Genomic DNA, 26,286 nt, shown 5'->3' with positions numbered 1-26,286 from the left:
CGACAAGATGTTATTATTTTGTCATTCTTGATGAAGATTTGAGAATGGGCAAAGTTGTTGGGTTCTTAATGTCTGATTCACTATTAAAAACAGCAGAATATATTGATAATAACTTCGACGATAGTTTTATTCTCAAGGATATTATAAAGTTTATTTAAAAGATATTTACAACCCATACTATTTACGCGCTTTACTAGATTCTCGTAGCCAAATTTTTAACGGTTTGTTTTGTGGTGTAGACATAAATGAGGCTTTCGCTGAAATAGTCAAAGATTATCCTTTAGATCCAATGACCTCTTATCGTTTAATTTTATCTGGGGAGAATTATTGCAATTCCCGTTATTACGAGCCAATTAGCGGAGGAATTTACAATCTTACTGCCAAACCTACCTTAGAACTATTGATTGAAAATCCTATTTTCAATCAATATTCATTCTAAGATTTCACTGAAACAATAATTGAAGGCTGTCCAAGAGATTGGGAGGAATTACCTCAACCTGATTTACCCTTGGCATTGGGAATGGATGGCGGATATGTTCGTTCCTACGATTTTAAATCGCGCTCCAAAGGTAACTTTGAAGTAATCGTGGGCAAAAGTATAAAAGCCAACGCCCAAGTGGGGAAACAGTGCTTCAAAATCTTGGTCGTTGTAGAAAGTACCGATTTCATACCTCATGGTCATGTAAAGATTGCCTTTTGGGAAAGCGGCATGAGCCACACGCACTGTTTCAGAAGGGATGGGGTCTATGGCTTGCGGTTGAATCACTCAATTCCTCCTTCATCACAGGTGATGGTAGATGCTTGTTGATCAACATCATCCCACTTTCCTTAAAACTCTGCGCGCTGGGATAGATATGACGCTATATCTACCCCTCGCTGGGAGCATTTGTAGGTTTTCAAATGTGAAGAAATATTTCGCCAACAGCATTCGATGCTACTAATACCCCGGATACTGTTATCTTAATTCTTTATTCAATTTCATTAATCCAGGTTTGAATAGCATTGAGTAAATTGGGCTGATTAGGCTGAAAACCTCTCAATGGTGCTTCTAATGGTTGGTCAGTAATAAAGGCGACATGAATTTCTCGCGCATTTGCTAATATATGACATATATTAATTAGTGTTTCAGTTGGTTCACTTTCATCAAATACTAAAGCTAAGTATCGCTTTTTAGATTTTCTTCTGTCATGACTAAAAGTTCTCTTTCTAAATCCGCCACCCCTGAAATTTTGGGTATATTTCTTGCAGGTAATTTTAATCCTTCTCTATAAATTCTCGTGCATAGTAGTTGTGCTATTTCACGTTCGTCATGACTACGTTGAAGATTTGCAGTGTTGACGATAGAAATACAACCTGTTTCTTGAGTTGGTTGGAGTTGAGAAAGGATGAAATGATTATCTATAAATTGAGTTTCTAAGTTTTTAAGTGATAATGTTCCGCCATGCCACACACGGTAAAATTCAAGGTAACTCATATTTTGGGCGCAATGCCATATATCTTCGTGTGTTCCTTTTCCAGACGTGGATTTGAAGTGGGAATTGAAAATTTTTGTAGGTATTTTATCAAAATTTAAAATTTCCCATAACTTTTAGAAAAACCTAACTGCATATCAGGTGGAATCCATTGGCTCAAAACTTCACTAGCTCTTAAATTTTCTGAATCAATCATTAATAGAAGCTGGGCTAATATGTACAGAATACTTTCATGATGGCTAGAATCTAACAACATAGTAAGTACATTAATTGCGCTCATATTGCGAGTATTAATAGCAATTTTTTCCAAAGTCTCAAACGCCTGTTGCCAAGTTTCAGCATCCTCAAAGTTTTGTAGCAAGTTAGCTACAGCTGCAATAGCTTTATCATTACCGACACTAATTTTTTTAAACTCCGCATTATTTTTCTACGATTGGATTCATCTTGAGTATTAATAAGGAGCTTTATCAATACGTCTGTAGCTTCTGAGTTACCTGGGTCAGCAATACCCAAGTTTTCAGCAACTTGTTGAATAATTTTTTCATCATGGCTATTTCTTAACATATCAGTAAGAGCAGAAATAACCTCTGAATTTCCAGCACCTATTCTCGCCAAAATGTTAGACACTCGTCTTTGAGTTTCTAACTCTTGGCTGGAATTGAGCAGATTAATTAGTTTATTAATAATTATCAAATTCTCAATACCAACTGCTATTAAAGCGGACTCGGCAAATTGACGATAGCTTTAAAAATATGTTCAAGTATTCTTTTTCCAGTGAAGAAATCTTGTGTTTCCTCTAGAATTTCACCACCATTACAAAGTAGTTCAATTAAAATATTGATTGCTTCTTGATTATTAGGCTCTACTGTAACAATAATTTCTGCTGAGGCTCCACGTACTGACTCATTATTGGATTGTAGTTGCTTCTTCAATTTTAAAATTACCTCTGGTTTACCTATAGCAATCTGTTTGAGTAATTCAATAGCATCGTCGTGAGTACACCATGCACTAATATGCCAAAAAGACAGATTTATTAAAGCTTTGATAGCTTCCTGGTTGCCAGGGTCAATTTTATATAGACTTTCGGATGCTCTGAAATCAAGATTAGGCTTATTATGTAATATTTTTGAACTAATTAATAGTTGTTTAAATTCTATTTGAGAATTTGACTCTAAGTTAGGCGTAAAATCAGGTGAAGCAGCAAGTTCATCATGAACAGTAGTACGGACTACTTTAAGTAAAGCATTGATAGCTTCGGAATTACCAAAAGCAATTTCTCCTAAAATTCTTGCCGCTTCTTGACGAACTGACCAATCTTGACTGTTTTCTAAAAAATAAATCAGGATGGTAATTGCATAAGTATTTCTTGGATTAATTAATCCTAAACACTCAATATCCAACAGATTTATTTCCCCTGTTTGTTGCCTTTTATCTTCTATTAAATCTTCCAAAAATTCAACTGATAAGTTTTGTTAGTTCTTCGTAGAGCTTTCCTAGCAAAATTTTGAATATACAAAGGGGAATCCAGCCATATTTTTCCTGAGCATTGAAAGAACCAACTACCCAGGAGGAAATTAGCCATACAATATCCTCGGCTATACTACAGTCTTTATACTCGCTAATTACACTGGATGCGAGTATAATTGTTCTATACAAATAATAATTATCACAATCATCATTAAAATCAAATAATGCTTTGAGAAACTCTTCTTTTGGATTTGATTTTGCCGAGAAATATTTTATTACCAAACCATAATAAAATTATTTCCTTCCACTGAGGTTCAAAAATTCGATAAACACAAGCTTCATTTTTGTATTTAATAAAGGGATTAGGATTATCATTGTTATGATTGAAAAATAATGCCAATCATCAATTACTAATGCTGCAAAATATTCCTGAAAATTTGGATGAAAAAAAAGCATAGACAGCTTCTTCATTATCTGCATCTCTATCTACCAGATTTAACCAACCTACATCACAAGCAAGCTTAAATAGCCTCTCATCCATTTCCTTCACTGCTAAACTTTCGTGCAAACGAAATCTAGAACCTCTGTTAATTCCTGCTAAAGCTAATCTTCCTAATGCTTGGTGTAATTCTCGTCGTAATTCATGAGAGTCAATTAACTCTTGAGGCACTAGCTCAGGTTTCCAATGGTAAAAATAACGTGTATATATCTCAAAAATTTCAGCTTTAGTTTCTGGTAATTCTCCTTGCTCGTTTTGATAAAAATTTGACACAATAAACATAATCTTAGAGGATTAGTTACTAAGTCATGAATGCGCTCTTTCCCTGATTCTGTTAATTTTACTTTTAGTTCTTCACCGCGCTGTATATTATCAGCAGATTTAAACCATTTATCAATAAATTCATTAATTTGTAATGGTGCAAATTCAGGGTTTTATAGGTATTAAAACCAGGTAGTATATTATTATTTAAGTTGGCATCCCAAACATTTAAACGACAAGTTAAAACAACTCGTGCTTGTCCTAACCAGCTTGTCAATTCTTGAGAAATTTTATTTAATGCTTCTACAGGTGAAGATTCTCCCATTTCATCCACACCATCTAACAATAACCAAATATCATTTTGATAAAAGCAAGTGATTAGTTGATTTTCTATTTCTGGAGTAGGAATAAATTGAGGATTAATCAATCTCATTGCATCTGGAAGCCATTTTTGAGTAAATAATCCTCTAATGTCATTCCGTGCAAGCTACCGAGAGATATAAAGATAGATAGGTGTTGGTTATTATCTTTAATGTGTGAAGCGATGGCACTCAATAAAGTAGTCTTACCTGCTCCCGGTTCTCCAACGATAGCAACGTGCTTGTTTTTACCTCCAGAACGTTGATTGATTACTTGTTCGAGAAAATCACTATGCTTATAGGTTTTGGCGATAACTTCCTTTTCCAGCTGATAAACCTGCTCTCTGTCAACATTCTCATCTCGTCGTTGTTGCTGTTTACGTTCCACCAAACCCAGTGGCACATGAACGTTTACCTCAATCCCATTTCCGAAGCTTTGCGTCTGATGCGTTGCTGTTCTTGCTGGTTGTCTAGCATCGTGTGACAAACTTCGCACCAGTCAATGTCTAAATTTCCAGTATCTTGATTCCATTCCTTCGGGTCAACAACTTCTAAAGGATCTAAATTCAAAGCACCAGTAATCCAAATAACACAATGTCTATCAATTGACTCTCCTTTAAGGAAGCGTTTTACTGTAGCAATACTTACACCAGACTTCTCTGCTAGGTCTGTTTGTGTCCAGCCCTTTTTATCCTGATTTCCAGGCTTTTCTAGTTCAGCCATTCTTGTTCTAACTTTATTTAATCCTTGTAAAGTGGCTCGAACACTACGAGATTTAGGTGCTGTAGTCATTGGTAACAGGTTATATTTGCGACAATCAATCACATCATAGTCCATTAAAAATAAAGTAAACAGTTCAGAATAGTTCACTTCAATCTGAACTGTTCTGCTCTCGATTATTAGTTGCAATCTAAATATTCTGGAAGCATCAACCTAAAAACAACACATTATGAATACTCACAAAAGCTAACGCAGATATTCCAAAGCGATGAAAATAGATTCAAACTTGGCACACTCAAAGCCAAAATCAATCCTCAAGACTATAACCACATGATCAGACGCAAACAACAACGGGCAATTAACGAAACAATGATGAAAATTGCTATATTATATGGCAATAAAGATTTTCATGGTAGAGATATTAGGTTTACCATACTCGATAAAAATTTGCGTAATACTGTTTATGCAAAATTTATAGATGAACTTCGCGGCTTACGAGTTATATGTAAAGGAGAACTATCAAACACAGAAATTATTACAGTTTATTGGCACAACAAAACAAAACGAAAAGTTCGCAGATAAGCACATCAATTTTAAATATTTAGGATACTAAATCATATTTGTATCTGAGTATTACCAAATTATTTCAACAGTTCCTTGTATTCGCTGTAAGCTTGTTTCCAGCCCTTACCGTTTTTCTCCACTCCCCAGAGGGATTGAATAATTTGAGTCTGCGACATCTTCTTATCAACCATCTGCTTGATAATGCCAGTTAATTGTTCAAGAGTCAGGGCGGCTGGAGTGTAGCGAGTTTCGGTATCGTTTCTAGTATCGTCGGCAAGGGTCTTAGAATCACCGATTCCTGGGTTGGTATCACTGATTCCGGTATCGTTTCCGGTATCGATCCCAAATGATTCCAAAACCTCAAAAGCCTTATCAGTTGGTTGGTATCGGTCGGTATCGCTCTTTGTTGGGGGACAGTAGGCGGTGGCGCATCCGGTATCACCCAAGTTTCATCTAGCCATGCTCTAGCCTGATTTAAAAACTCATCCGGTGGTTCAGAAATAGGTGATACAGAATCAGCCAAAGCTGGGGAATCACTTCTTAACTCTGGAAAATATTTAAGCAGCGTCCGCGCCGGATCTGGCTGAAGAGAATGGGGATTAACTTCAGTTTTAGCCATTCTGGAATCGTGCCAATTTCACCCTGTGCGATCGCTCTATCAAAACTGTCTGGGTCAGCGAGAAAGTAACGCCCAGTGGCCAGTGAGATTGACTTGAGTGGAGACAGTTTCTTGCTTGTTGCCTCACAACCAATAAAAGTAGCCCCACTTTTGAAAGTATCGCCAAAACCTGCGGTGTTTTCGTCCCCACCCAAGAAGTAAGGTTCTTACCATGCAACACCACAAAAATTTGAGCGCCCTTCTTACTGGCACGAGTGAACAGGAAGCGAATGATCCATTGCTTCTGCTCATCGCTGAGGTAGTCAGATAACGCCACCGCTTCATCAATCACCAAAATAATGTCTGTGTAACTATTTTGAGTGGCATTGTCCATCTCCCTTAAATATTCGTACAAATCGCTGGCAACATGAGCGTCAGCCTTTGCACCTCCAAGTGCGGGTAACTCAGTCTGCATACTAAGTGATGACAGTGAAACGGGTATATATCATCACCTGCGGTATAGTAGTGAATCTTAGTGTTTGGCTCAAGTGCTTTACTGAGGATGGCTAAAATCGCCATGAGAGTACCCTTACCACCTCGCTGATTACCTGCAATCACCGTAATTTGGTCACGGATGCACTTAGCGATATCAAAACCACTTTTGGTTAGTGCGTTGATGATTGCGATCGCTCGGTGGTGAAGTGGCAGTGCTAACAGTGATTTAAAGTCTGGTGCTGGAATCTTTGCGCTGGCTGGTGCAGCAGTGTCCGAGTGTAGGGGACTGGGCAACTGGACTAACTGCGGTTGTGGCAGTTCAACGAACTTGGGTTCAGGTATTTTGGGTTGTGGCAGTTGAGGAGTCTTTCCTTGTTGCTGAATGAGAGTTACTTGTGTATGGTCAATTCTAGGGTCGGGTGATACCTGCGACAAATGTTTAGCCAGTTGCTCAACAGTGGGGAATGCACCTTTGTAGTTGGTGAAGTTGTCCAGTAGCCACCTGTAAGCATAGAACCGCTTGCCCTCTTCTACACCAGTGAGAAATTCAGTGAGGGTGTTGGTGTACTGCCGCAGCATCACAAATTCACTACGCTCCAGGGGTGCAAGGTGGTTCATTAAATCTACAATCTCATTGCGCCTGCAAACCATTCCTCTCTTGCCACAGAATCTCCCATTGCTGAGATAAATTCGATAAAGTTACCGCGTACAAAGGGTATAGGGGCGAAGCAGTGGGAATCAGTCATGTCTTGCACCACCGACCAAGCATAGCCCAGTCCGGCTATTACTGCACCAATGGGGGCCAGTGGGGAGGTAGCATAACAAACTGCACCGATTGATGCCGTGGTCAAAGTGACGCATTTGGCTAGGTTCATCCCTGCCCGTTCAGTCTTGGCGCGAACTAACAATTGGTCAAGTCTTTCTACTAGCCAAGGGGCGATGTTACCTGCTTCCAGATGTTCAATGCAGGGATAGTCAGCGCGAAGTGTGGCAGTTTCTTTCGTAGCGAGTTGCGGTATTGGTTGGCAAATTTCGGGTGAAAATTCCATAGTTCATTCTCCAATAAGAGCAGAGGGGCAGAGGAGAGGAATTTGGCGCTTGGGGCTATGGGGCAGAGGGGAGGATTCACTCTCCTGGTTGCTCCTCCGCTCCCCTGCTCCAAGTGCTTACTTACTCAGTCGCCAAATTGTGTAACCAATTTCGCCTGCCATCATGGTGGTGAAGTTGTAAGCCAAACACCCTAAAATTTGTCCAGGGTCGGTGTAAGAGAAAGGATTGCGACCTACAAAGGTTGTGGTTAAGTCGAATAACCAGAAAAACAGTGCAATTGCCCCTCCTGCATGACGTTCTTTCATGCCTGCGACTTTGTAATCACGCCACAGGGCAGTAGTCAGGTCAATGTTGCCAGTTGGCTTGCTACCAAGGGTGTACTGTTTGGATTCCTCAAACTCGGTTCTGGCTTGGTCAGGGTGTTTACCTCTTAGGCTCCGGGCTTCCATCACTTGAACTAAAGCTGAAATGCCAAGCGCCAGCCAGAAAAACAGATTAAATGGTAGCGTTAGCCAGCCTACCCAACCAATCCATGTTTTTTCAAACCAGCTAAACATGGGGTTCCATTAAAGAGCGTCTGCCAAATTCCATCCGAACTGAGAAGTGTGCCAATGAAGAAACCCAACGCACCAAGTATCTTTGTGCCGGATGACCCTGGCGTGACGAACTGAGCGAGGATGTGAGTAATGAACGTCACTGGTATAGCGATGAGGTCAACAATCCACTGTGCCAATATTTCTACATAGAAACTAATGCCCTTGTTCTGCCGTTGTTGAAGCGGCTTGTCTGTGGTTTCAGAGTTATTAGAAAGTGCCATATTTCCCCTTACATTGCTGGTACGTCACTACAAGCTGATTTATCCCGATGCTTCCAGTACCACTGGCGGTTTTGAATCCTGCCAATACAAACCCCGGCGGAGTCGTAGACAAACACAGTTTCCGACTCTAGCCAGCCCGTTGTTTCTGGTTTGGGGTCGTCTTTGGGATTATCGAAATAACGGCGGAGTTTGAGTTTTTGACCGTTGGGGATAACGCCAGCTTCGGCTAATTTGTCAGCAGATAATTTGCGTTGTTCAATGCGAGAGCGTTCTAAAGCTTCGGCTTGCTCAAGCTGCGTTTTTGTGGCGAATGCCTGTAACTGTACTGGCAATTTCAACAGCATTGGGGATGCGATTAACGCCAAGCCTATTAATCCCAAGGCTGCTTGTTTCTGGTATTTCATATTTTTGATACCTCCCCACACTGGGGAGGATGAATGTTGCTTGTAGGGGGTAAAGGGTAAAGGTAAAGGGGTAAAAATAAAGACTTTCTCCTTTTCCCCTGACCCAGTACCCTTTCCCCAAAGAGGTTTCTTTAATTGCTGTACTTCATCTGGTTAACGAGGGCTTCAATTAAGCCGAGTTTGTCTCCTGAACTTAGTTCGTTGGTGGCGCGGTTGTTGATGGTTTCTTCCACCAAATCACCCACAGTTTCATCTATTTCCATCCACAACTGATAGCCAAGCTGGTATATCATCCAGGCTCTTTCTGCTTGATTCAATTGCTCAAAAGTTGCCCCCATTCTTCTTGCATATCTGCAAGCAATCCTGATTCTCCAGGGGTGTAACTTGTGTAATAGCCTACTGGTTTCGTCATTTGATATCATCCTTTTGTACTGATTCGGTACGCTTGGTTGGGCGATCGCCAAGATTCGCAGTCCATCGATCGCTCTCCCCATTACTGAAAAACCTTTCTCTCGAAACGTCCACTCTTGATGCTGTGGACTGCCATTGCAGAGTGTTGAAAAACTGGTTGACATCCCCAATCGTTACATCTGCATCAATTTGTAATGCTTGATATTGTGGATGCTGACGAATTTTTGTTAGTAATTCTTGGGCTTGTGCAACTAATTCGGGCAGTGGTTGAGTCTTCATAATTCACCTTAAAAAGTGATAATTGCAGTGATTCCGAGCTAATTACAGAACTTTTGTACTCGCACCTTCTACTTCATAACAGCGATTAGTTAAACCTTTATGATTCAACTTCAAATCAACTTTCTTTCGTTGTCCTGCTAGTGGACGAAAGATATATTGTGGTGCTTGAATTGTGCCTGTTTTGTAGAGGTAGCAATATAGCGTTCGGTCGATTTGGTAGACCTTTTACTGCTTAAAATTGTACTGTGTCATAGACCCTATTTAAGTTATTCATTACTGCCTCTTAAAGACTTAACAAGGGTGTCACCATAATTAACTAACAGGATGGTAAATAACTGAGAGTAAGTGTTGATTCCTGTTTGCTCAATGATTTCTTTAGCCTTTGGTAAATGCTTTTCGTCTAGGACTACGCGCGTTTGACTCATAACTTAAGACTCTAACTAATGCTTGACCTTTCGGTTTCTCTACGTCTGGTTCTTGCTTTGATTGTTGTGGAATGGAATTGCTATCTTTAGCCACTGTTGTTGGTGGTTGCGGTGAAAAATTAACGCTGTTACCTGTTAAATATTCACTAATCAACAAATTGGTAGCAGATGTGGCATTAATCCCTCTTTCTGTTGCATATTGAGACACCCATTCAACATGACGTTCATCTAGTCTGACTTTGGGTTTAACTGTCCCAGTTTGGGGCTGATAAGCAAGATTTAATTTCCATTGATGCTTGATAGCATCCAATAAAAGATTTACGGTGTCACTCAGCTTTGAATAGTTGAGTGCAATTCTAATTCCCTCGACTTTGGCTGTCACAGAGGGTGCTAATCTTACTTGCATTTCATATAGCCAACAGTGCAGTAATATTTGATAGATGGGGTCAACAGGAATATAAAATCCTGGTTTTGCACTCAATTTATGACGTACTAAGTTGGCACATCCACCGATGAGCATGATGTTGGTGACATCTGCCAAATAATCATTTGCAGCTGTGGTAATGCTGTCCATTAGCCCGTTAAACCAGTTTTCTAACAGCCCAGGAAAGACGGAACTGAAGTCATACTTGCGCCCGTAGGTTAAAGAACCGTCAGCAATGGCATCCATCATCTTTGCTACTTTGAAGGCGACGTTATCGCGCTTGGCGTAACTCTGCATGAGGTCAGAGTTGATGATGTCGTTAGCTAGGGACACACCACCGACTTTAGGGATGGAACGACGGGTGAGGACATCACTATTGGGAGTCATGACACAGTAGTTGGTTGTACCTCCGCCAATGTCAATGGCGAGTGTGTCTCCTTCTGGATCTAGTTTTTCAGTTTTGTAGGCATTCACTACTGCTACGTCAGTTTCTAGATAAAACTCAACGTTTCTGATTTTGTGTTTGTAGCTGTTGCCATTGACGGCAACTTGATGTTCGGCAATTAAAGTTTGACGAATTGTGTCTTCATCCCATTGGGAACGTTCTGGGACTAAAACCGCACTGTGCCGTCGAAGTCGGAGCGCAAGCCTGCCAGGGTGAATGGTTTGACAAATTCGGGTAACTTTTTATCTCTTTCTGCGGCGGTCTGTGGATTTTTCTGTTTGGTGGCTCGTTCTCCTAAGACCAAAACTTTGTCGTCCAGTTTGACAGATGGGGAATCATCGGTGGCTGAGTCCCTAGCACTGGTGTAGGTGACATCAAGTAAGACTGAGCGCATCACACGGGGCTTTTTCTCCTTTGAGGGCGGTGATACTGGAATAGTTGCCAATGTCTGCACAGTAAATGTTAATCACGACTAAATCTCCGTTGTAGAGCTAGTAGCAGCCATATATATAGATGTGGCTGTTGCTAACCCTTGAGGGTAGTTATTTCGTTTGTAATTCTCAATTCTTTTAACTTGGATAACCCAGAGCATTACTCACGCTTGCAGAAAAGACGTTACTTCTCAGGTAATGATTAATTCTCAGTGGTCATGATTCGAGTTGAAAATATCCGTTTTCGGATGTTAATGCTATACTAACGCACAAGTGAACAAGTGAACAATAATTTTTGAACACTATTAGTTATAGGAAAAGGAAAATGAATAGAATGAACTAATACACAAATGAACAAACTCAATGGAGAATGGAAAAACAGTTTTTGTCCGTGGTAGGGTTGATGAGTCGGTGCGTTCGAGATTTAAAGCGATGTGTGCATTAAAAACCGAACTATGGACAGCGTTATGGAGGAATTAATTTTGAAGTGGTTAGAAGAAGCTGAAAAAGCTCAAAAGATCAGACGAAGTAGCATCTTATGAACGAAATGCCCAGCGACTATAACGAAATCTAAATATTATTAAGTAATATTACGGGCTATCGGTATTGAAGTTGGATAGAAAATCGGAATTTTGACAATGAAAATTCGTATTAGAGTTTGATGTCAAGCGTTCGATTGTTCTGTAAGATCAGGCAAGTAGAGTTTTGAAGCGTAAACAGGAGGTCAGTATACACAAGTATCAAAGGAGAAATGGACAAAAGCGCCACTAATAAGTAGTGACGCTTCATCCAAGAGTTAAAACTCATATTCCATTTACTGGAGCCGAGAGAGGATCTCAAATCGACCAAAACAGTGGCCTTAAGTGTAGGAAGCTTTTGATAACCACTGACTGGCGAACTGAGATTAAGTCCGTGCTGCCTGCATTTTATTATATCTATAGATGTGGCAATTTCGATATGCTTCAGGTGACAGATTTTGGCAAATAAAGTCATTAAATTCTTATTTCACTAACCTAAAGCAGTAAAAACAAGGAATATAGCGAAATTAGTAGATATTAGATGTAGCAGCGCCATGAACCTCTCCGATGATTAAAACCATTAATCAAAGGAATCTACCGTGTTTATCCCATATCCACCAACTGCTGCTTTTACACCTGACAAAAATCTCACTATAGACCGCTCTCAAGCCCTAGCCCATCTGACTGCACTAGGCTACAAACAAGGCGATACAGTCTACCTACGCAGTTTTACCCTAGCAACGACCCACGCAAGATTGGGGATAAAGGCAGAAGCGCCCAGGTACGTAATCTCAAACAATTAATCAGGACTGTTACCGCTTGGCAATCCGATGGCAGAGGAGTTCACTTCGTCATCAATGGCGGCGGACAAGCGGACAAGGATGTAACCGATTGCCGGGCCATCTTCTACGAACACGACAATCTCGACAAAGAATTACAGAAACAACTGTGGCGCAATCTTGGACTACCAGAACCAAGTTTACAAATAGACACAGGTAATAAATCCATACACAGTTATTGGATTTTCGAGTCCCTAATTAACCCTGAGCAGTGGAAGCAGTTGCAAAGCAATTTACTAGAGTTAGCCGATGGCGATCGCTCTCAAAAACCCCTCAAGAGTCATGCGGCTGGCTGGCTGTTGGCACTTCGGAGCCAACAACGTCCCCAACGGACAAACCCAAATTATCCTCAACACAGGTAAACGCTACAGCTACGACTCACTTAGAGAAATCATCCCCACTGCACCACCCAAAGCAAAAGTAGCCAAACCAGTCAGTTTATCTGACCTACAACACGGCTGTCCTTTATATCTGTGCCTGAGTAAAAAAACCGCCGATTAATAGATGGTGGCGCACACTCAGGCGAAAGGAACACTAAAGCTTATGCCGTAGCCTGTGACCTGATCGGAACAGCCGCTTGGCTAGATGCCCAAGGTTATCACTACTCGGACAACCCCAGAGATTTATTTGACGATTACTGCTCTAAATGTTCACCCCCACTGGGTTCTGACGACGCTAACGAGCCAGATATGGTGTGGAAATCGGCGGCTGGCGACAATCCTCAACCCGCCTTGAGTGAAGATTACATTATTGAATGTATCAAAGCATGGCAGAGAAGAGAAACCATGCCCAGGAATGAACGGGTGATTGTCAATAATCCCAGTAATGTCATTCCCCATCCCACAGTCAGCAAACAAACCCTAACTTCATCTGAACTATTAACAGAGATTGACTCGCTGATTGCAGGTAGCTACAAGCAATCAGAGTTAGAAGTTCAGCTGCTAGAACTGTCCACCAGAGTAGGTTATATAGTTCTGGCAGCGTCTTTAAGCTATACAAATCCCGGTCAGAGGAGAAAGAACAATCAGTTGACCGTGAATTAGCAGGCGTCAATTACCGACACTGCTAGAAGCCCAAAAAGCCCAACTCTCACCCAGCCAACTATTATGGGGCGACGGCGGTAAGCTGGCATTTTTACTAGAAGCGGTAGCCCAGGCAATGCCCGTCACACCAGAGACACTGTTAACTACACTGTTCCCCGTAGCAGGGTCGAGAATTGGCACATCTTCCAGATTAGTGGTTAACCCCAGACAAGGCTATAGCGTCACCTCCATTTTCTGGACTTGTGTAGTCGCTCCCACTGGCAGGTTAAAAACTCCTGCCCAAACCACCATCATCAATCCACTCAATACATTAGAAACCCAGGAGTACAACAATTGGAAACAGGCACTAGAGGATTATAAACAGGAATTAAAATATTGCAAGAAAGGTGATGTATTACCCGACGACCCAGCACCACGTAAGCGGTTCATTGTCCAAGGGTCAACAATTGAAGCACGGATGAAAATCCACGGCGAGAACAGGAGAGGCATACTCTACTGGCGTGACGAATGGGCAGGTTATATCACCGGACTCAATAAATATCGTGCTGGCAAAGGCGATGATAGTCAACTTGACCTGAGCGAATTTAACGGTGGCGCACTATTTAAAGACGTTGTAGACAGTGAAAAATGTATTTACTTAGAACGTTCTGCCATTAGCCGCACTGGAAACACCCAACCAGAAATCTTAAAACAGTTCCAACAAAGACAAGATTTTGCTGATCATGCAGGTGAGTTTGCCCGTTGGTTGTTCTGTCTCAAAGAAAATCCCCTGGCTTATATCAACCTGTTCCGAGATGATGACGGTGTAGGGGAACAGTTAGATAACGAGTTACTGGAACTTTATCAAGCCTTGGGCAGATTACCAGAGCGTGATTACTTCCTCACCAATGATGCCAAGAAAATTTACCAAGCATACCAGCATCAACTTATGAATTGGCTGGAGGCGGAAGAACATCCAGGACTAAAAGCTACTTACCCCAAACTGCAAACTTATCTCGGTAGATTCGCGCTGTGGCTGCATCTAGTAAACGCAGTGTTAGCCGGGGAAACTATACCAGTGCAGTTTATTGAGGGTCAAACAATGGCAGTGGCTTGTCAGATCATTGATTTTACGTAGCACAGGCGCGGTTACTGTATGCCCTCAACAGTGACCAGCATTCACTTGCAGGTAACTTACTGAAAATCAAAGACTTTGCCGCTCGTCGAGAAGACGGTTTTACAGTCAGCGAACTCAAACGCAACATCAACGCTTTGAAAAAGATTCCCGCCGCCGATATTGAGCAAGATTGCCAACTGCTCTGTGACATGGGTATTATTAGCCGCATTAGTAAGAAATACTACCCTGGTAATATCCGTAAAAACGTTGGTGGTGTTGGTGGTGAGTTGGTGGTATCACCAACGGCTGAAAAGCATACTAGAAAAGGATTAGAAAGAAAAGTTGGTGATATTGGTGGTAGTGCAACTACTTTTTCAGATGGCAAATCTACTTTGATAGACATCAATCTAGATACTCTAAAAGTAGTAATAGAGAAAATCACCACCAACAGCACCAACAAAATGGTGAAAAGTACATAGAGCAAGGGTTGGCAACCACCAACTCACCACCAACTCACCACCAACTTTCACCAATACCACCAACTGACCACAAACAAATAGAGGCGGAACAAATGGTGGACAGTGACAACCAACACTCACCAACTACCAGCAATGATGGTCAACAATTACCAACTCACCAACCCAGCACCAACGACCACCAACTCTCACCAACTACCCAAAACCTGAAACATCCCCAACCATTACTAAAGGTTCACGGGTGAGAGTACATTGTCCAGGTAGTAAGCGTCACGGTTGTGAAGGAGTTGTGATAGTTGTGAAAAAAGAGCATGGCTTGTCAACAGCGATCGTCTTACTCGAAAATGTGGAATCTAACTTGAAAAAATGGACTTGTCCTATTCCTGGTCATGAAATGATGCGATTAGACATAATTTCATGAGTCAGGATAGGGTGAGGCAATGTCAGCCCACGGTACAAAACTTATGGATTATGGTATCTGCCAACTTAACGCCACACCAGAATGGCTCAATAGTGAGTCAATTGACTACATAGTTGAGTGTCTGGAGTATTGCCACAACCCAGAGATGTTAGCTGACTTGCGGGGTATCTTTCCACGCCAAGCCCTGCGAAGCGCCAGCATTAAACTTAGCCCTACTCAAAGGGAGTACATCAAACTGTGGTTGCAGCAATTAAATGGCGAGATGGCAGCATAAGGCAATTGTTGACCCAAAAGCTGACCCTTTTACCTGACTAATAACTGATACGTTCTTCTCTCCTCAACTTCAGATCAAGTAGTGGCTCATCTCAACTTTAGGTGATGCCAACAATATGCTGTCATGACTGCCGTTGTCCTCAACAACAGCAGAAAAATTTGTTGCTGTTAAAGCGCAAACAAGAGCATTTTAGGAAATTAATGCTCAGATTTTTTCATTTCAGTATGGCAAAAATGAGTAATAAAACACCTCAGTACGCTATGTCAGTTTTATGTTAAATCGATGGTAAATCCATGTCAGTTTGATGTCAGATTCATGTTAAATCCATGTGAAATTCATGGTAAGGGTAACTTTGTCCAGATGGAAGCTATGTTAAATCGATGGTAAATCTATGTCAGTTTGATGTCAGATTCATGTTAAATCTATGTCAAATTCATGTCACTCTTAAAATCCCAATTCTCGCACAGTACGCCAAAAGTTTGTGCAGAAAAAACGACTTAGTTTTACAATTTCAGTGGGAAGAAAAACTCGTATTAAGTAATATGAAAATTTGAATTACTCAATACTACATCTAGTAAGCTTCTCGCTTTTAATGGCACAAGCGGGTCAAATCACGTTGGTTTGTTATTGGGAGAGTAGCTGTTATTGGAGTAGCCGCCCATCTTCTAGAAAAAGAGAATTAGCAGGTGTGTTAATTCGCTTCGTCGGTTTTAAAACAGAAGATAGAGAAATTTTTAACTTTTGTAAACATGATGCCCAGACAGTAGAGATATTTAAAAACTACTAATTAGTCAAAGATTATTTGATGAGATAAAGTCAAACTTTGATGTTGTGTTTGAATTGTGGTGCTTTGCTATTGGTCAGTTTGAAAAAAATTAGAAGCCGACTCTACAATGAGGTAAATAAAGAACAGGGATTTGTAATTAACAATCCTAAAGAGATAGCTAACCAATTACTGTTGACATCTGCACTTGAAACAAGAGGTGTAGACAAATGCTGACAGGAAAGAACACCCAGCCACAGCAAGCAGTACATTACTTCATGTCCGGGTATTACCAGGAAGGTACATCACGTTGGTCAGGTAAAGGTGCAGAGAAATTGGGGCTATTGGGGCCAGTAGATGACCAAGAAACGTTTTTTAACATCGTCAATGGGCTGTCACCAGATGGTAGTGAACACCTGGCTAAAAGAAAGTTGGAATCATCGCAACGACGGGCAGCAACAGACTTTACTTTCTCAGCACCAAAAGTGTCAGCCTGCAATCGTTGGTAGGAGGGGATGAAAGATTAATTACTGCTCACCAGTTGGCAGTACAAAAACTCTAGAACTGATAGAAGAACGCTACAGCTACACTAGGGTCACAACAGACACTCTACGAGAATCGACCAGAACAGGAAATTTAGTAGTCGCGGAGTTTGACCACATAGAAACCAGGGAACTAGATCCGCATCTGCATACTCATGCCCTGGTCATGAATATGACGCAGCTAGATAACGGGGAATGGTACAGCCTTCTTAATGATGAAATTTTCAAAAACAAGAAATTTCTGGGGATGGTGTACCAGAACTACCTAGCCCAAGAGGTAGAAAAGTTAGGTTATGAGGTAGAAGCATTAAAACACGGACAGTTTGAGATTAAGGGTTTTCGGGAACAAGACCTAGAAGAATTTTCTAAACGAAGACAGCAGATATTAAGTGCAACTGGGTCAAATGCAACATGGGCAGAACGAGAAGCAGCCTGGACTGCCACCCGTAACATCAAGCAGAAAATTAACCCGACTGAGCTAAAAGCTAAGTGGAGAGAAGAAGCGGCAGCATTGGGTATCCAATTTCCACAACCGGAGGCGGCGCAGCCTCTACTAAAGCCCCGGTTAGTCAGCCATGAGAATCTCAATGATGCGATCGCTCACTGTTCAGAAAGAAATGTGGCGTTTACCCAGGAAGATTTAGAGAAATTCATCCTTAATCAAGGACTAGCGACGGATGTAAGCCAAATTGAGCCTTTGGTAAAAGCTAACCCCGAATTACTCAGCCTATCACCAGAAAAACGCGACTTTACAACACTCGCAGCAGTTAATCGGGAACTGGCAACCATTAAATTAATGCAGTCAGGGCAAGGTAAAGTTAACCCACTCGCTCACCTAGAAATAGTTGATAGTCACCTAGAGAAAACGGCTTTAAATTCAGATCAACGTCGAGCGGTACTGGCAGCAGCAACCACAACAGACCAATTTACGGCATGGCAAGGGGTAGCCGGTGCTGGTAAAACTTTCGCCCTCAAGGAGTTGAAGGAAATCGCCGCCGCATCGGGCTACACCATCAAAGGCTTTGCCCCCAGTGCGATGGCCGCTAAAGTCCTGAGTCAAGAGTTGGATGTTCAAGCGGAGACTGTTGCTAGGTTACTGGTGTCTGAACCGCCCCAAGATATTGAACCCCATCAAATTTGGATAGTGGATGAAGCCGGGTTACTGGGTGCTAAAGATGCCCTTGCCCTTTTAGAACGGGCAACCCAAATGCAAGCCAGAGTTTTATTAGTGGGAGACACAAAACAGTTATCAGCAGTAGAAGCAGGCAACCCTTTCAAATCTCTGCAACAGGCGGGAATTAAAACCAGTTATTTAAACGAATCTAATAGACAACGTGCGCCGAAACTGAAATTGGCAGTAGACTTGATAGCCCAAAGTCGCATTGAGGAGGGATTTTCACGACTTGATGAAAACGGTTGTATTGAGATTGTTACACCAGAATCTAAAATTGCGGCGATCGCCGATGATTATATAACAGCCACACCCGAACAACGAGCGCGAACACTGGTACTGGCTGGAACAAATAAGGAGCGTTTGGCAATTACGCAAGCCATTCGAGAGCATTTGAAAACTGAAGGCAGTTTAGGAACTGCCACCACCATCACCCAACTGCAAGCCAAAGACCTAACAAGAGTACAGATGCGCTACACCCACAACTTTGAGTTAGGTGATATGGTCATGCCCACCCGCAGTTACAAACGCCGGGGACTGGAGAAAGGCAAGCTGTATAAAGTAGTGGGTAAAGATGCTGACAGGCTAACGCTCCTTTCACCTGATGGGCAACACCTTCAAGTAGACACAGGATTTAGTAAGGCAGTTTATCAACATCAACTCTTTGAAATTGCCGAAGGCGATCGCCTACGCTGGACAAAAAACGACCGACAATTAGGACGGCGTAACGGTCAAGAGTTTGTAGTAAAAGCAATTGCTGGTTCTAACGCTCAAATCGAGTATTTAGATAGCGGTCGAACAGAAATTATCAACCTGCAACAAGCGCAACACCTGGATTATGCAATTGTCAGCACTACATATAGTAGTCAAGGTAAAACGGCCGACCGTGTATTGATGGCTGCGGATAATACTATTGGGCAAGAAAGCTTTTATGTAGCAGTTAGCCGTGCTAGGTATGACTTAAAACTGTACACCGAAGATAAAGACAGTTTATTAGCTTTAGCACAGTCAAGTAGAGCTAAAGAAAATGCTTTGATGCTACTGAGACAGAAGGAGTTAGAAAAGCAACACCAGTCAGAACTTGAGAAGGAAATAGTTGTAAATACTGCGAGTGCGGCTCAAAAGGTCACTGTATCACCCCAGATAGCAATACCCCAACCAGTTGTCAGAACTGAAGTTACACCGCCAGTTATTAAAGCTCAACCACCCCAAACACAACAAAGTATTGTTTTGACTCAAGAATCTGTTATTAAAAAACCAGTTCCCAAAACAGTACCTAGCAAGGTAGCATTTTGGACACTGGCTCATGTGGGTGAAGCCCCAGAACGACTGGACTTCCAACACTGGCGAGAATTGGTAATTGGCAGTGCCATCCACCCTCAAATTGCTGCCAGTAACTTCAAGAGTCTGCATCAAACTCCTGATTGGGAGCATGAAGCATGGGAATATCTCATGTACAGTGACGGGTTGCGACGCACCAACACAGGTAGGCTGTCCAATGGCATCATCAGCAAATATACTCACATTGAAGACGACGGCTGGTGGTGTGATGCTGGCGTTGACCCCAAATCTTTTGCTGACAAAAAACCAGGGGATAAACCTGATAGGAAGTTATGGGGATGCTACAAACCTAATAACCCCAGAGAGAAAGCTGATAAACCGGGTAAATTTATTAAATACGAGCATCCACCAAAAACTGAGTTGAGTATCTTCCTGCTAGATGTGCCGGATGATATTGCTTTTCGTATCTATGAAAAATATGGAGTACAGCCAACCGAGAGCGATCGCTCTTGTGGATTCTGGTACTGTGTTTGGAAGTATAACCTCCCAGTCACCATCACTGAGGGAGCCAAAAAAGCTGCCAGTCTGTTGAGTCAGGGTCACGCAGCAATCGGACTACCAGGGATTTATGCTGGTTATCGCAGTAAGGATTCTAGTGGTGAGCAAGTTAAAGCACGGCTCATGGATGAGTTAGCTGTTTTCGCTACTCCAGAACGTGAAATAACTTTCTGCTTTGACTATGAGACACGAGAAGAGACAAAGCGAAATATAGAAATTGCTATCTCGCGCACTGGGCGACTGTTAGAAGAACGTGGAGCGTCCGTGAGTGTAGTGACATTGCCGGGGCCGCATAAAGGTGTTGATGATTTGATTGTCGCCCAGGGGCCACTGGCATACGAAAAGGCACTATCCTTTTCATCAACACTCAAAGCATGGCGAGATAACAACAATCAACAACGGCATTCACCCCCAGCGCCACCTAAGAAGTTAAGTGACTTTGAGCGTAAAGAGCGGCTGCTACAACGTTTTAGGGGTCAATTGACTCAATTGACATTTAAAAAGGTGATTGATGCACTAACTGACCATCAGCTACTGTATCTAGAACAAGCGGTCAAGGAATATTTTGCTGACCCAGTGGCTCAAGTACCAACACCTATTGATAGGCAAGCCATTGAAAATGAAATTAGCCAGCTTCAACCACAAATTGATAGTTTGTGGTTAGAACACGCTCAACAAAAAAAAGTGATCACAGCAATGGAGCGTTTTCCGCTTCATGAGTTGAGTTCTAAATACAACTTGACCCTAGACCAACAGTTGCAAACTATCGGAGCTATTAAAGAATTATTTACTTATAAACAACAACTCTCCTCAAAAATTCAAGAATATGAAACTCAACTAGAAAATCATCAAGCTTGGAACAAACAGCAGCAGACTATTGAAATGAGGACTATTGCCCAGATACTCAACTGTCCTGAGTTACAGTCACGATTAACTAGTATTAAGGATGAGATAAAACTGAAACAGCAGCAATTTCAAGCTAGGTTATCTGTTTCTCGACAGCCATCACCACAACCGCGTCGAGGCTTGAGAAGGTAGGTATATTATTAGTTTTGATGCTTGTCTTCTAAGAATGTGGTGTTACAGGGTAAGGAGTCGATGCTTATCTTTAAGTCATCTGCAATCTGACTTTTCACGGTATGTGGAAAAGTCAGAGGGTGTGGGGTGTGGGGTGTAGGGTGTAGTAAGGCTTTCTTCTTTTTCCCTACACCCTACACCCTAAACCCTACCCCCAGCCTTAACGGGGTTTTAGGACTTCCCGTGAAAAGTCTGATCTGCAATTTACTTCTTAGCCTGCTGAAAAATATTAACCTTGAACTTTGTACTGAATTGATATTTACTCGTTGCTTATTTGCTCCCACTCAAAATACTTCAATGATTCATCGATGAGCAGAAGTTCTCAACCATAGACTGCTTTTGTAGTGCAAATGTAGTTTTTAGTATTATATTTTGATTTCTGCTTCTCTAAAATTCAATTTAACTCAAAAAATTTTCACCAAAAAATGGCGTACTGTGCGAGGTTTTTTGGTCGATTTTAGCCGTTGGGGAGTTTGGGAGAAATTGGGAATTGTTGGGTCAGATTAAGAATCACTGGGATTAATTGGGAAGTATTGGGAATTTTGAGCTTAATGAGAAATTAGTCAATAATCAGAGTTAAAGATTGAAAACTTTGGGAGAAATGGGGAAAGTGCTGGGAAAGATTGGGTTTTATCGGGATTTTTTCGGTGATATTGGTCAGCATAGGGATTTATTGGTGAAAGCCGCTTTTTCAATAACTAATTAGGCACAAAAAAGATGATGCCTGAACTGAAACTATTGAAAATTCGTTATCGGGTTTCTATTAGTATGATTTCTCAAGAATGGTATACGATTCAGGGATAAAAAGACTACTAATTACGTAGGCTTAGTAGGGATTATAAATGTGTAGCTAGTGTTGACTAATGATGACCAAACTTGAGAAGAGGGCAATAACGGTTTAATAAATATAGGATCACTTTGTAGTAGCTAATCTGACTGCCTGATAAAATTCAGTAGCTAAAAATTTGAGTCTTTGATGAGCCAGGGGGCGAGGTATGCAAGCAAAAAGCGAAGTTACACTTAAATTTAGTGGCTCACTGCCTGAAGCTAAACCAGCAGCGAATAAAAAAGTTGAAGTCTCACTGACTGACCAGAACGGTGTAATATTTACTGCGCTGATCAACGCGAAAAGCTGGCGCAAGGCGGAAACCAATACGACTGAGTTTGCGGACTGGGCCGGAGCTATATCGGGGAAGCTGGGTCAACGAACAGAAAATGGGTTTGAAGTAGTTGATGCTGGGCTGCAAATTTTCGAGAAGAAGGCGAAGGAGGCTAAACCAGAGGTGGGTGTTGCTGGGGAAGAAGCTGGTGTAGGTTCATAGGTTTAGAGAAGGCATAAAAGAGCAAATTCTACCCGTGCAAATGTTTTATTGCACAGGTAGAAGCACTTTAATTACCTATTACATCTAATATGAAAAGCGCTTGTATTCTGACACAGTTAAGCTCAAATAAGGGATGATTTTTCCGAAATCAAGAAGCGTAACGTGGTAGTAACTACTAAAGAAGCAATTTATAAATAACTTTTATAATAAAAATCCGGGGATATACTCCGCTGAAGCCCAGTTAGAAAGACTGGGCTTTTAAGTTTGAGTGAGTGTTCTCCGTCAAAGGGTTTTTACAAAGCATATGGCACTTGTAAAGTTGTAGTATCCAATACCGCAATATCTACCCATCTTAAGCAGTTATATGAGAACTACAATAATACAAGAAGATTATAAAATTTAAATGTATGCCCAGTGAGCGCAAGATATCATAAGTCAAAGCTGTGTTCATCTTCTATAGGATGTATAAACTATATCAATATGAAATCACTACAGAACTACATCAGCATTATTCGTCCTGATGACAATGGAACTTTTGTAGCCTATGTTCCAGCTATTCCCAGTTGCCATGCTTTGGGTCAAACTCCAGAAGAAGCTATACGTAATCTTAGCGATGTCTTTGAGATGATCCAGGAAGAATACTTAGAAGATGGGCAAATTATGCCTGAAGACGTGAAGCTGCTTGTTATTCGTTAATGCTTGTAAATTGTAGAACTACGCTTAATTAGTTATGTTCTAATTTACGCTCTAGCTTCTCGTTAATATTGCATAACAATTGCTTGCCAACACGGTATATTTTTAGCTGTTTTCGTGTTACGGTAATTAATTAAGCCTAGATATTTAAGCCATACTCTTTAAGCAGGTTTTGCTCCCGTGCCTTCTCTTGTAATCACAACTACGGAGAAAAGTATGCCGGCCAAATTACGCGAATTGGAGCAGTTTGCCTCAAAACTTGGCTTTTATCCATCACGTCAAAAGAGTAGTCATGTTGTCTGGAAGCACCCAGACGGACGAAGAACCGTAATACCTGTCTATCCTGAGATTGGTGGGTGGTTGTTAGGTGAAATTCTACACCAGCTAGGCGCTACAAAGAACGACTTGAGGGTATATAGGCAAACAGCAAATGTACCAGTTAGTCAGTTAGTTAAGTAGGGTAAGGTAAAATGTTGAAGAGTGATAAAGAATTTGATTGCAAATGGTGTCTAAATTTTAAAGTTAAAAAATATACAGATAGCTCGTAAATAATTTGAGTAAATGCTTTAATTCATATTTAGAGATATGAGATTTTAAAACTTATATGTCTAGGCTAAAGTAGGCACGAGAAGCAAATCGCCGCTTTCTTGTAAATATTTTTATAACCCAATCCTTAATGCAAGGATTGGGTTTTTAGTAGATAGCTCAATTACAACAGATTGCAATTCTTCTACAACCCTTCACTCATTATCATTTAGTAATTACAACTTATTTATTAATCCAAAGTAATGGAATAGGATCTTTTTCATAAGAACACATCCCCAAGAAATCATGAGAATATTTGCTGCTCATTTCGGCTAAACCAACTTTAGTGACCGCTCGTAATTTAATTCCAGCAAGCGCTTTAGTATCCGTACTCAACTTGAGATTTTTATAGTCATGAGTAGGAGTGATATGAATAAGAACTCCATTACAAGCGACTTGCCAATAATTATTGTATGAACGATTTTTTCGAGCATTTACTTTTTGCGCTCTACTACCAGGACGAACAGCTTCGTTAAATAATCTTCCGTATTTATTCCACTGGAATTTTAAACTGGTATTTTTATCCTTATTTTCTTGGATGAATTTTTTAATTCTTGCTGCTGTTCCCTTGGGAGAGCAGTCTGTCCAGTCATACTTTAAATAAACATTTGTTAGTTCGGTATTACCTTTATCTTGAGTACCAATAATAATTAAACGCCTTGAGAAAGTCTTTAAAAACTCTCTGAAAATTTTTTCTGAAGGAACAATTATAGGAGATTCAACTTCTGTGCCGTTTAGTAAAGGATGAAATTTTTTAATCAAAATTTTTTCTGTCTCTGCTAAACCTGACTCATTCCAAGCCTTCCAAGCTATTTTTACAGGAAATTCTTTATCAATCTCTCTTAATTGATATTGACGGTGATGATTTTTCCATCTGGCTGCTAAATTAGTAGCTTGCCCTACGTAGAGAAGTCTGTCTTTTGAATCTATGGCAAAGTAAATCGCAGTACAGCTAGGAAGTTTTTTCAGTTCGCATAACTGAACAGAAGGTAACTCAAAAGGATTAATCAATGTCATTCGCAATTTTTTAAGAAAACTTGCTTTTAGTTATTTTTTACTTGTAATAAGTAGTATAAGTAAACAAATTATACATTGAGAAATGTTAGAGAGATGTAAACTGCTCAGTCGTCTTGTAGCATTAATGTATTTAAACGTCTTATTAAAAAAATCTGTTTTTTAAAATCACTTCTGGCTAAAAAAAATGTTGGTAATCTAACTCAACTTTAAAATCAAAAGCTTTACTTTATACAAAATTTAAGAAGAGTAAGGAAGTTTTCATTGATTCCTACGAAGTAGAAAAAATTTACTTAGTTTAAGCTGAGACGGTGCAGACTACTTTCCAAATGCACAACCAGTGGAAGGAAATATAGTGCTATGGGACAACTGTTTAGTCGAATTAAGCGACTCGTCAAGGCAGAACTTAACTATTCTAAGAGCGAAATCAGCACAAATAACTATGAAGACGCTGTAGCATTAGCGGCACTAGGAGGCGTAGCAGGTGCATCCCTTGGCAAAATAGGGATACTTGCAAAGGGTACTGGCTTGAGCGTTGGTGCTGTTCCTTTGACTGCTACAGGCGCTTTAACTGGTCTTGCCTTGTATGAAGCTATAAGACTAATCACACTGGGGGATACTTCATCTGTTAGTGCAGCAGCAATTGGAGCGTCTGTTGGGGGTGGTATTTCTGCTGCCATCGGCGGTGTAGGAATTGCCACGGGCGGAACTGCCTTTGCTGTTGGTATGGTTCCTATGGTCGCTGCTGGCTCTGTAGTTGGGCTTGGGATAGCTGGACTAAATCGACTGCTTCAACAAGGAGTTGACCCAGAAAAACTACTAGACCTAGCTATTGAGGATATGCAGCAACAGTTGTTAAAGTTACGTCAAGCTGTAACCTCAATTATGGTCACTCAAAAACAAACGCTGCAACAGTATGAACAAGCTCAATCTGAAGTGAGTAAGTGGCAAAGACGTACACAACTGGCTTTGCAAAATGGTCATGATGATCTGGCGCGAGAAGCACTCAAGCAAAAAAAGATTTTTACCGAAAAAGCTAATACTTTTAAAGCTAATTTAGATGAACAAACTGCCTTAGTAGATGTTCTCAAAAGTCAACTAGCAGCCTTTGAAAGCAAAGTTTCTGAAGCTAGAGCGTTTAAAGTTCAGATTAAATCCCAAATTATAGCTGCTAAAACTCAGGAGCGACTTCAAAACGTGGGTTGTAGCATGAACACCAGTAGTGCAATGGCAGCATTTGAGAGGATGGAAGCAAAAGTTTTGATGCAAGAATCCCAGAGTCAATCGTTAGTAGAGTTAGCAGGTGCAGACTTAGAAAGCCAATTTGCAGCAATAGAATCCAGTAATGAAGTAGATGAGGAATTGGCTGCTTTAAAAGCACAACTAAGTTTGGAATCTTCGTTTGTATCATCTAACTGCACAGCTAACCAAGTAGTTGATGAAGACTTGCAAGCACTACGAAAAAATTTAGATGAACTATAAATTCAAATCA

Annotated in this window: 39 protein-coding genes; 17 read left to right on the top strand and 22 right to left on the bottom strand. The window is 41.0% G+C overall.

Translation table 11 applies throughout. From position 1 onward, the window contains the following. Positions 1–289: 289 nt before the first annotated feature. Positions 290–439 (top strand): hypothetical protein, encoded by a 150-nt coding sequence (locus NSMS1_RS34455; protein WP_224096082.1) that lies wholly within the window; start codon positions 290–292, stop codon positions 437–439. Between the two features lie 63 nt (positions 440–502). Here NSMS1_RS34455 and NSMS1_RS35555 read toward each other — a convergent pair whose 3' ends face one another. From NSMS1_RS35555 to NSMS1_RS34410, 10 genes are all read right to left on the bottom strand, one after another. Next, positions 503–766, bottom strand: coding sequence for a hypothetical protein (locus NSMS1_RS35555; RefSeq protein WP_411908717.1), 264 nt, complete (start codon positions 764–766; stop codon positions 503–505). A 202-nt stretch (positions 767–968) separates the two neighbouring features. Continuing rightward, positions 969–1,253: a hypothetical protein gene (locus NSMS1_RS35550; RefSeq protein WP_411908719.1), complete on the bottom strand. Its 285-nt coding sequence runs from the start codon at positions 1,251–1,253 to the stop codon at positions 969–971. Continuing rightward, complete coding sequence (locus NSMS1_RS34445) at positions 1,157–1,495, bottom strand: hypothetical protein (RefSeq protein ID WP_411908718.1); 339 nt, start codon at positions 1,493–1,495, stop codon at positions 1,157–1,159. Before NSMS1_RS34445 ends, NSMS1_RS35550 begins: the two co-directional genes overlap by 97 nt. A gap of 74 nt (positions 1,496–1,569) precedes the next feature. Continuing rightward, positions 1,570–1,833, bottom strand: a complete 264-nt coding sequence (locus tag NSMS1_RS34440) for a hypothetical protein (protein ID WP_224096078.1) — start codon at positions 1,831–1,833, stop codon at positions 1,570–1,572. A 5-nt stretch (positions 1,834–1,838) separates the two neighbouring features. Then, positions 1,839–2,165, bottom strand: a complete 327-nt coding sequence (locus NSMS1_RS34435; protein WP_224096077.1) for a HEAT repeat domain-containing protein — start codon at positions 2,163–2,165, stop codon at positions 1,839–1,841. Positions 2,166–2,185: 20 nt separating this feature from the next. Then, positions 2,186–2,923: a HEAT repeat domain-containing protein gene (locus NSMS1_RS34430; RefSeq protein ID WP_224096075.1), complete on the bottom strand. Its 738-nt coding sequence runs from the start codon at positions 2,921–2,923 to the stop codon at positions 2,186–2,188. Between the two features lie 419 nt (positions 2,924–3,342). After that, a complete protein-coding gene (locus NSMS1_RS34425; protein WP_224096074.1) occupies positions 3,343–3,720 on the bottom strand; it encodes a hypothetical protein in 378 nt (125 codons plus the stop codon). A gap of 64 nt (positions 3,721–3,784) precedes the next feature. Next, a complete protein-coding gene (locus tag NSMS1_RS34420; RefSeq protein ID WP_224096072.1) occupies positions 3,785–4,132 on the bottom strand; it encodes a hypothetical protein in 348 nt (115 codons plus the stop codon). Beyond that, the gene (locus NSMS1_RS34415; RefSeq protein ID WP_224096070.1) at positions 4,129–4,461 is read right to left on the bottom strand and encodes an ATP-binding cassette domain-containing protein; all 333 of its coding nucleotides are present in this window, start codon (positions 4,459–4,461) and stop codon (positions 4,129–4,131) included. The genes NSMS1_RS34420 and NSMS1_RS34415 overlap by 4 nt, the downstream gene beginning before the upstream one ends. An 8-nt stretch (positions 4,462–4,469) precedes the next feature. Further along, the gene (locus NSMS1_RS34410; RefSeq protein ID WP_224096068.1) at positions 4,470–4,928 is read right to left on the bottom strand and encodes a helix-turn-helix domain-containing protein; all 459 of its coding nucleotides are present in this window, start codon (positions 4,926–4,928) and stop codon (positions 4,470–4,472) included. Positions 4,929–5,108: 180 nt separating this feature from the next. On the opposite strand from NSMS1_RS34410, the gene NSMS1_RS34405 reads away from it, so the two are divergent. Continuing rightward, the gene (locus tag NSMS1_RS34405; protein ID WP_224096067.1) at positions 5,109–5,360 is read left to right on the top strand and encodes a hypothetical protein; all 252 of its coding nucleotides are present in this window, start codon (positions 5,109–5,111) and stop codon (positions 5,358–5,360) included. Between the two features lie 205 nt (positions 5,361–5,565). Here NSMS1_RS34405 and NSMS1_RS34400 read toward each other — a convergent pair whose 3' ends face one another. The 11 genes from NSMS1_RS34400 to NSMS1_RS34345 form a co-directional block, all read right to left on the bottom strand. After that, positions 5,566–5,961, bottom strand: coding sequence for a hypothetical protein (locus NSMS1_RS34400; protein WP_224096066.1), 396 nt, complete (start codon positions 5,959–5,961; stop codon positions 5,566–5,568). Continuing rightward, on the bottom strand, positions 5,954–6,334 hold the full coding sequence (locus NSMS1_RS34395; protein ID WP_224096064.1) for a hypothetical protein: 381 nt from the start codon (positions 6,332–6,334) through the stop codon (positions 5,954–5,956). The genes NSMS1_RS34400 and NSMS1_RS34395 overlap by 8 nt, the downstream gene beginning before the upstream one ends. Before the next feature lie 5 nt (positions 6,335–6,339). Beyond that, on the bottom strand, positions 6,340–7,053 hold the full coding sequence (locus tag NSMS1_RS34390; protein ID WP_224096063.1) for a hypothetical protein: 714 nt from the start codon (positions 7,051–7,053) through the stop codon (positions 6,340–6,342). Between the two features lie 5 nt (positions 7,054–7,058). Next, positions 7,059–7,484 carry a hypothetical protein gene (locus tag NSMS1_RS34385; RefSeq protein WP_224096062.1) on the bottom strand — a complete coding sequence of 142 codons (426 nt, stop codon included), beginning with the start codon at positions 7,482–7,484 and terminating at the stop codon, positions 7,059–7,061. Positions 7,485–7,601: 117 nt separating this feature from the next. Further along, a complete protein-coding gene (locus tag NSMS1_RS34380; RefSeq protein ID WP_224096061.1) occupies positions 7,602–8,042 on the bottom strand; it encodes a hypothetical protein in 441 nt (146 codons plus the stop codon). After that, positions 8,003–8,302: a hypothetical protein gene (locus NSMS1_RS34375; protein WP_224096060.1), complete on the bottom strand. Its 300-nt coding sequence runs from the start codon at positions 8,300–8,302 to the stop codon at positions 8,003–8,005. Before NSMS1_RS34375 ends, NSMS1_RS34380 begins: the two co-directional genes overlap by 40 nt. An 8-nt stretch (positions 8,303–8,310) precedes the next feature. Next, a complete protein-coding gene (locus NSMS1_RS34370; RefSeq protein WP_224096059.1) occupies positions 8,311–8,706 on the bottom strand; it encodes a hypothetical protein in 396 nt (131 codons plus the stop codon). A gap of 131 nt (positions 8,707–8,837) precedes the next feature. Further along, positions 8,838–9,044 carry a hypothetical protein gene (locus NSMS1_RS34365; protein ID WP_224096121.1) on the bottom strand — a complete coding sequence of 69 codons (207 nt, stop codon included), beginning with the start codon at positions 9,042–9,044 and terminating at the stop codon, positions 8,838–8,840. A gap of 70 nt (positions 9,045–9,114) precedes the next feature. After that, complete coding sequence (locus tag NSMS1_RS34360; protein WP_224096120.1) at positions 9,115–9,396, bottom strand: hypothetical protein; 282 nt, start codon at positions 9,394–9,396, stop codon at positions 9,115–9,117. Between the two features lie 375 nt (positions 9,397–9,771). Next, positions 9,772–10,719 carry a hypothetical protein gene (locus NSMS1_RS34350; RefSeq protein ID WP_411908716.1) on the bottom strand — a complete coding sequence of 316 codons (948 nt, stop codon included), beginning with the start codon at positions 10,717–10,719 and terminating at the stop codon, positions 9,772–9,774. A gap of 137 nt (positions 10,720–10,856) precedes the next feature. After that, entirely contained in the window at positions 10,857–11,135 is a 279-nt protein-coding gene (locus tag NSMS1_RS34345; RefSeq protein WP_224096058.1) for a hypothetical protein, read from the bottom strand. 1,103 nt (positions 11,136–12,238) lie between these two features. On the opposite strand from NSMS1_RS34345, the gene NSMS1_RS34340 reads away from it, so the two are divergent. The 14 genes from NSMS1_RS34340 to NSMS1_RS34275 all read left to right on the top strand — a co-directional run bounded on the left by NSMS1_RS34340 (position 12,239) and on the right by NSMS1_RS34275 (position 23,654). Beyond that, positions 12,239–12,442, top strand: coding sequence for a hypothetical protein (locus NSMS1_RS34340; protein ID WP_224096056.1), 204 nt, complete (start codon positions 12,239–12,241; stop codon positions 12,440–12,442). A gap of 285 nt (positions 12,443–12,727) precedes the next feature. Next, positions 12,728–12,979 (top strand): hypothetical protein, encoded by a 252-nt coding sequence (locus tag NSMS1_RS34335; protein ID WP_224096055.1) that lies wholly within the window; start codon positions 12,728–12,730, stop codon positions 12,977–12,979. Between the two features lie 188 nt (positions 12,980–13,167). Next, positions 13,168–13,521, top strand: coding sequence for a hypothetical protein (locus NSMS1_RS34330; RefSeq protein ID WP_224096053.1), 354 nt, complete (start codon positions 13,168–13,170; stop codon positions 13,519–13,521). A gap of 115 nt (positions 13,522–13,636) precedes the next feature. After that, positions 13,637–14,638: a DUF3987 domain-containing protein gene (locus NSMS1_RS34325; protein WP_224096052.1), complete on the top strand. Its 1,002-nt coding sequence runs from the start codon at positions 13,637–13,639 to the stop codon at positions 14,636–14,638. A 134-nt stretch (positions 14,639–14,772) separates the two neighbouring features. Continuing rightward, positions 14,773–15,096 (top strand): hypothetical protein, encoded by a 324-nt coding sequence (locus NSMS1_RS34320; protein WP_224096051.1) that lies wholly within the window; start codon positions 14,773–14,775, stop codon positions 15,094–15,096. An 8-nt stretch (positions 15,097–15,104) separates the two neighbouring features. After that, positions 15,105–15,338 (top strand): hypothetical protein, encoded by a 234-nt coding sequence (locus tag NSMS1_RS34315; protein WP_224096049.1) that lies wholly within the window; start codon positions 15,105–15,107, stop codon positions 15,336–15,338. Continuing rightward, a complete protein-coding gene (locus tag NSMS1_RS34310) occupies positions 15,335–15,514 on the top strand; it encodes a hypothetical protein (RefSeq protein ID WP_224096046.1) in 180 nt (59 codons plus the stop codon). The genes NSMS1_RS34315 and NSMS1_RS34310 overlap by 4 nt, the downstream gene beginning before the upstream one ends. 19 nt (positions 15,515–15,533) lie before the next feature. After that, positions 15,534–15,788 carry a hypothetical protein gene (locus tag NSMS1_RS34305; protein ID WP_224096045.1) on the top strand — a complete coding sequence of 85 codons (255 nt, stop codon included), beginning with the start codon at positions 15,534–15,536 and terminating at the stop codon, positions 15,786–15,788. A 592-nt stretch (positions 15,789–16,380) separates the two neighbouring features. Next, positions 16,381–16,575, top strand: coding sequence for a hypothetical protein (locus NSMS1_RS34300; protein WP_224096044.1), 195 nt, complete (start codon positions 16,381–16,383; stop codon positions 16,573–16,575). Between the two features lie 206 nt (positions 16,576–16,781). Further along, positions 16,782–17,060, top strand: coding sequence for a relaxase domain-containing protein (locus NSMS1_RS35265; RefSeq protein ID WP_263432623.1), 279 nt, complete (start codon positions 16,782–16,784; stop codon positions 17,058–17,060). A gap of 13 nt (positions 17,061–17,073) precedes the next feature. Next, positions 17,074–21,141, top strand: coding sequence for a MobF family relaxase (gene mobF / locus NSMS1_RS34290; protein ID WP_317986633.1), 4,068 nt, complete (start codon positions 17,074–17,076; stop codon positions 21,139–21,141). A gap of 1,034 nt (positions 21,142–22,175) precedes the next feature. Continuing rightward, positions 22,176–22,502, top strand: coding sequence for a hypothetical protein (locus tag NSMS1_RS34285; RefSeq protein ID WP_224096115.1), 327 nt, complete (start codon positions 22,176–22,178; stop codon positions 22,500–22,502). Between the two features lie 480 nt (positions 22,503–22,982). Beyond that, positions 22,983–23,198, top strand: coding sequence for a type II toxin-antitoxin system HicB family antitoxin (locus NSMS1_RS34280; protein ID WP_224096114.1), 216 nt, complete (start codon positions 22,983–22,985; stop codon positions 23,196–23,198). A 213-nt stretch (positions 23,199–23,411) separates the two neighbouring features. After that, complete coding sequence (locus NSMS1_RS34275; protein ID WP_224096113.1) at positions 23,412–23,654, top strand: type II toxin-antitoxin system HicA family toxin; 243 nt, start codon at positions 23,412–23,414, stop codon at positions 23,652–23,654. A gap of 309 nt (positions 23,655–23,963) precedes the next feature. Here NSMS1_RS34275 and NSMS1_RS34270 read toward each other — a convergent pair whose 3' ends face one another. Next, positions 23,964–24,797, bottom strand: coding sequence for a GIY-YIG nuclease family protein (locus NSMS1_RS34270; protein ID WP_224096112.1), 834 nt, complete (start codon positions 24,795–24,797; stop codon positions 23,964–23,966). Positions 24,798–25,154: 357 nt separating this feature from the next. On the opposite strand from NSMS1_RS34270, the gene NSMS1_RS34265 reads away from it, so the two are divergent. Beyond that, positions 25,155–26,276: a PspA/IM30 family protein gene (locus NSMS1_RS34265; RefSeq protein WP_224096111.1), complete on the top strand. Its 1,122-nt coding sequence runs from the start codon at positions 25,155–25,157 to the stop codon at positions 26,274–26,276. The last annotated feature ends 10 nt before the right edge of the window (positions 26,277–26,286 follow it).

This window comes from Nostoc sp. MS1, from assembly GCF_019976755.1.
Taxonomy (GTDB): Bacteria; Cyanobacteriota; Cyanobacteriia; order Cyanobacteriales; family Nostocaceae; genus Trichormus.
This window is presented reverse-complemented; position numbering and strand designations above follow the sequence as displayed.

Coding starts and splice junctions, on each gene's coding strand:
- NSMS1_RS35265 (WP_263432623.1), top strand. CDS start 16,782: ATGCTGACAGGAAAGAACACCCAGCCACAGCAAGCAGTACATTACTTC.
- NSMS1_RS34335 (WP_224096055.1), top strand. CDS start 12,728: ATGGCGATCGCTCTCAAAAACCCCTCAAGAGTCATGCGGCTGGCTGGC.
- NSMS1_RS34300 (WP_224096044.1), top strand. CDS start 16,381: ATGGCACAAGCGGGTCAAATCACGTTGGTTTGTTATTGGGAGAGTAGC.
- NSMS1_RS34305 (WP_224096045.1), top strand. CDS start 15,534: ATGTCAGCCCACGGTACAAAACTTATGGATTATGGTATCTGCCAACTT.
- NSMS1_RS34395 (WP_224096064.1), bottom strand. CDS start 6,334: ATGGACAATGCCACTCAAAATAGTTACACAGACATTATTTTGGTGATT.
- NSMS1_RS34280 (WP_224096114.1), top strand. CDS start 22,983: ATGAAATCACTACAGAACTACATCAGCATTATTCGTCCTGATGACAAT.
- NSMS1_RS34275 (WP_224096113.1), top strand. CDS start 23,412: ATGCCGGCCAAATTACGCGAATTGGAGCAGTTTGCCTCAAAACTTGGC.
- NSMS1_RS34285 (WP_224096115.1), top strand. CDS start 22,176: ATGCAAGCAAAAAGCGAAGTTACACTTAAATTTAGTGGCTCACTGCCT.
- NSMS1_RS34330 (WP_224096053.1), top strand. CDS start 13,168: ATGGTGTGGAAATCGGCGGCTGGCGACAATCCTCAACCCGCCTTGAGT.
- NSMS1_RS34420 (WP_224096072.1), bottom strand. CDS start 4,132: ATGAGATTGATTAATCCTCAATTTATTCCTACTCCAGAAATAGAAAAT.
- NSMS1_RS34400 (WP_224096066.1), bottom strand. CDS start 5,961: ATGGCTAAAACTGAAGTTAATCCCCATTCTCTTCAGCCAGATCCGGCG.
- NSMS1_RS34365 (WP_224096121.1), bottom strand. CDS start 9,044: ATGGGGGCAACTTTTGAGCAATTGAATCAAGCAGAAAGAGCCTGGATG.
- NSMS1_RS34265 (WP_224096111.1), top strand. CDS start 25,155: ATGGGACAACTGTTTAGTCGAATTAAGCGACTCGTCAAGGCAGAACTT.
- NSMS1_RS34385 (WP_224096062.1), bottom strand. CDS start 7,484: ATGGAATTTTCACCCGAAATTTGCCAACCAATACCGCAACTCGCTACG.
- NSMS1_RS34270 (WP_224096112.1), bottom strand. CDS start 24,797: ATGACATTGATTAATCCTTTTGAGTTACCTTCTGTTCAGTTATGCGAA.
- NSMS1_RS34455 (WP_224096082.1), top strand. CDS start 290: ATGACCTCTTATCGTTTAATTTTATCTGGGGAGAATTATTGCAATTCC.
- NSMS1_RS34325 (WP_224096052.1), top strand. CDS start 13,637: ATGCCCGTCACACCAGAGACACTGTTAACTACACTGTTCCCCGTAGCA.
- NSMS1_RS34405 (WP_224096067.1), top strand. CDS start 5,109: ATGATCAGACGCAAACAACAACGGGCAATTAACGAAACAATGATGAAA.
- NSMS1_RS34370 (WP_224096059.1), bottom strand. CDS start 8,706: ATGAAATACCAGAAACAAGCAGCCTTGGGATTAATAGGCTTGGCGTTA.
- NSMS1_RS34375 (WP_224096060.1), bottom strand. CDS start 8,302: ATGGCACTTTCTAATAACTCTGAAACCACAGACAAGCCGCTTCAACAA.
- NSMS1_RS34390 (WP_224096063.1), bottom strand. CDS start 7,053: ATGAACCACCTTGCACCCCTGGAGCGTAGTGAATTTGTGATGCTGCGG.
- NSMS1_RS34425 (WP_224096074.1), bottom strand. CDS start 3,720: ATGTTTATTGTGTCAAATTTTTATCAAAACGAGCAAGGAGAATTACCA.
- NSMS1_RS34360 (WP_224096120.1), bottom strand. CDS start 9,396: ATGAAGACTCAACCACTGCCCGAATTAGTTGCACAAGCCCAAGAATTA.
- NSMS1_RS34380 (WP_224096061.1), bottom strand. CDS start 8,042: ATGTTTAGCTGGTTTGAAAAAACATGGATTGGTTGGGTAGGCTGGCTA.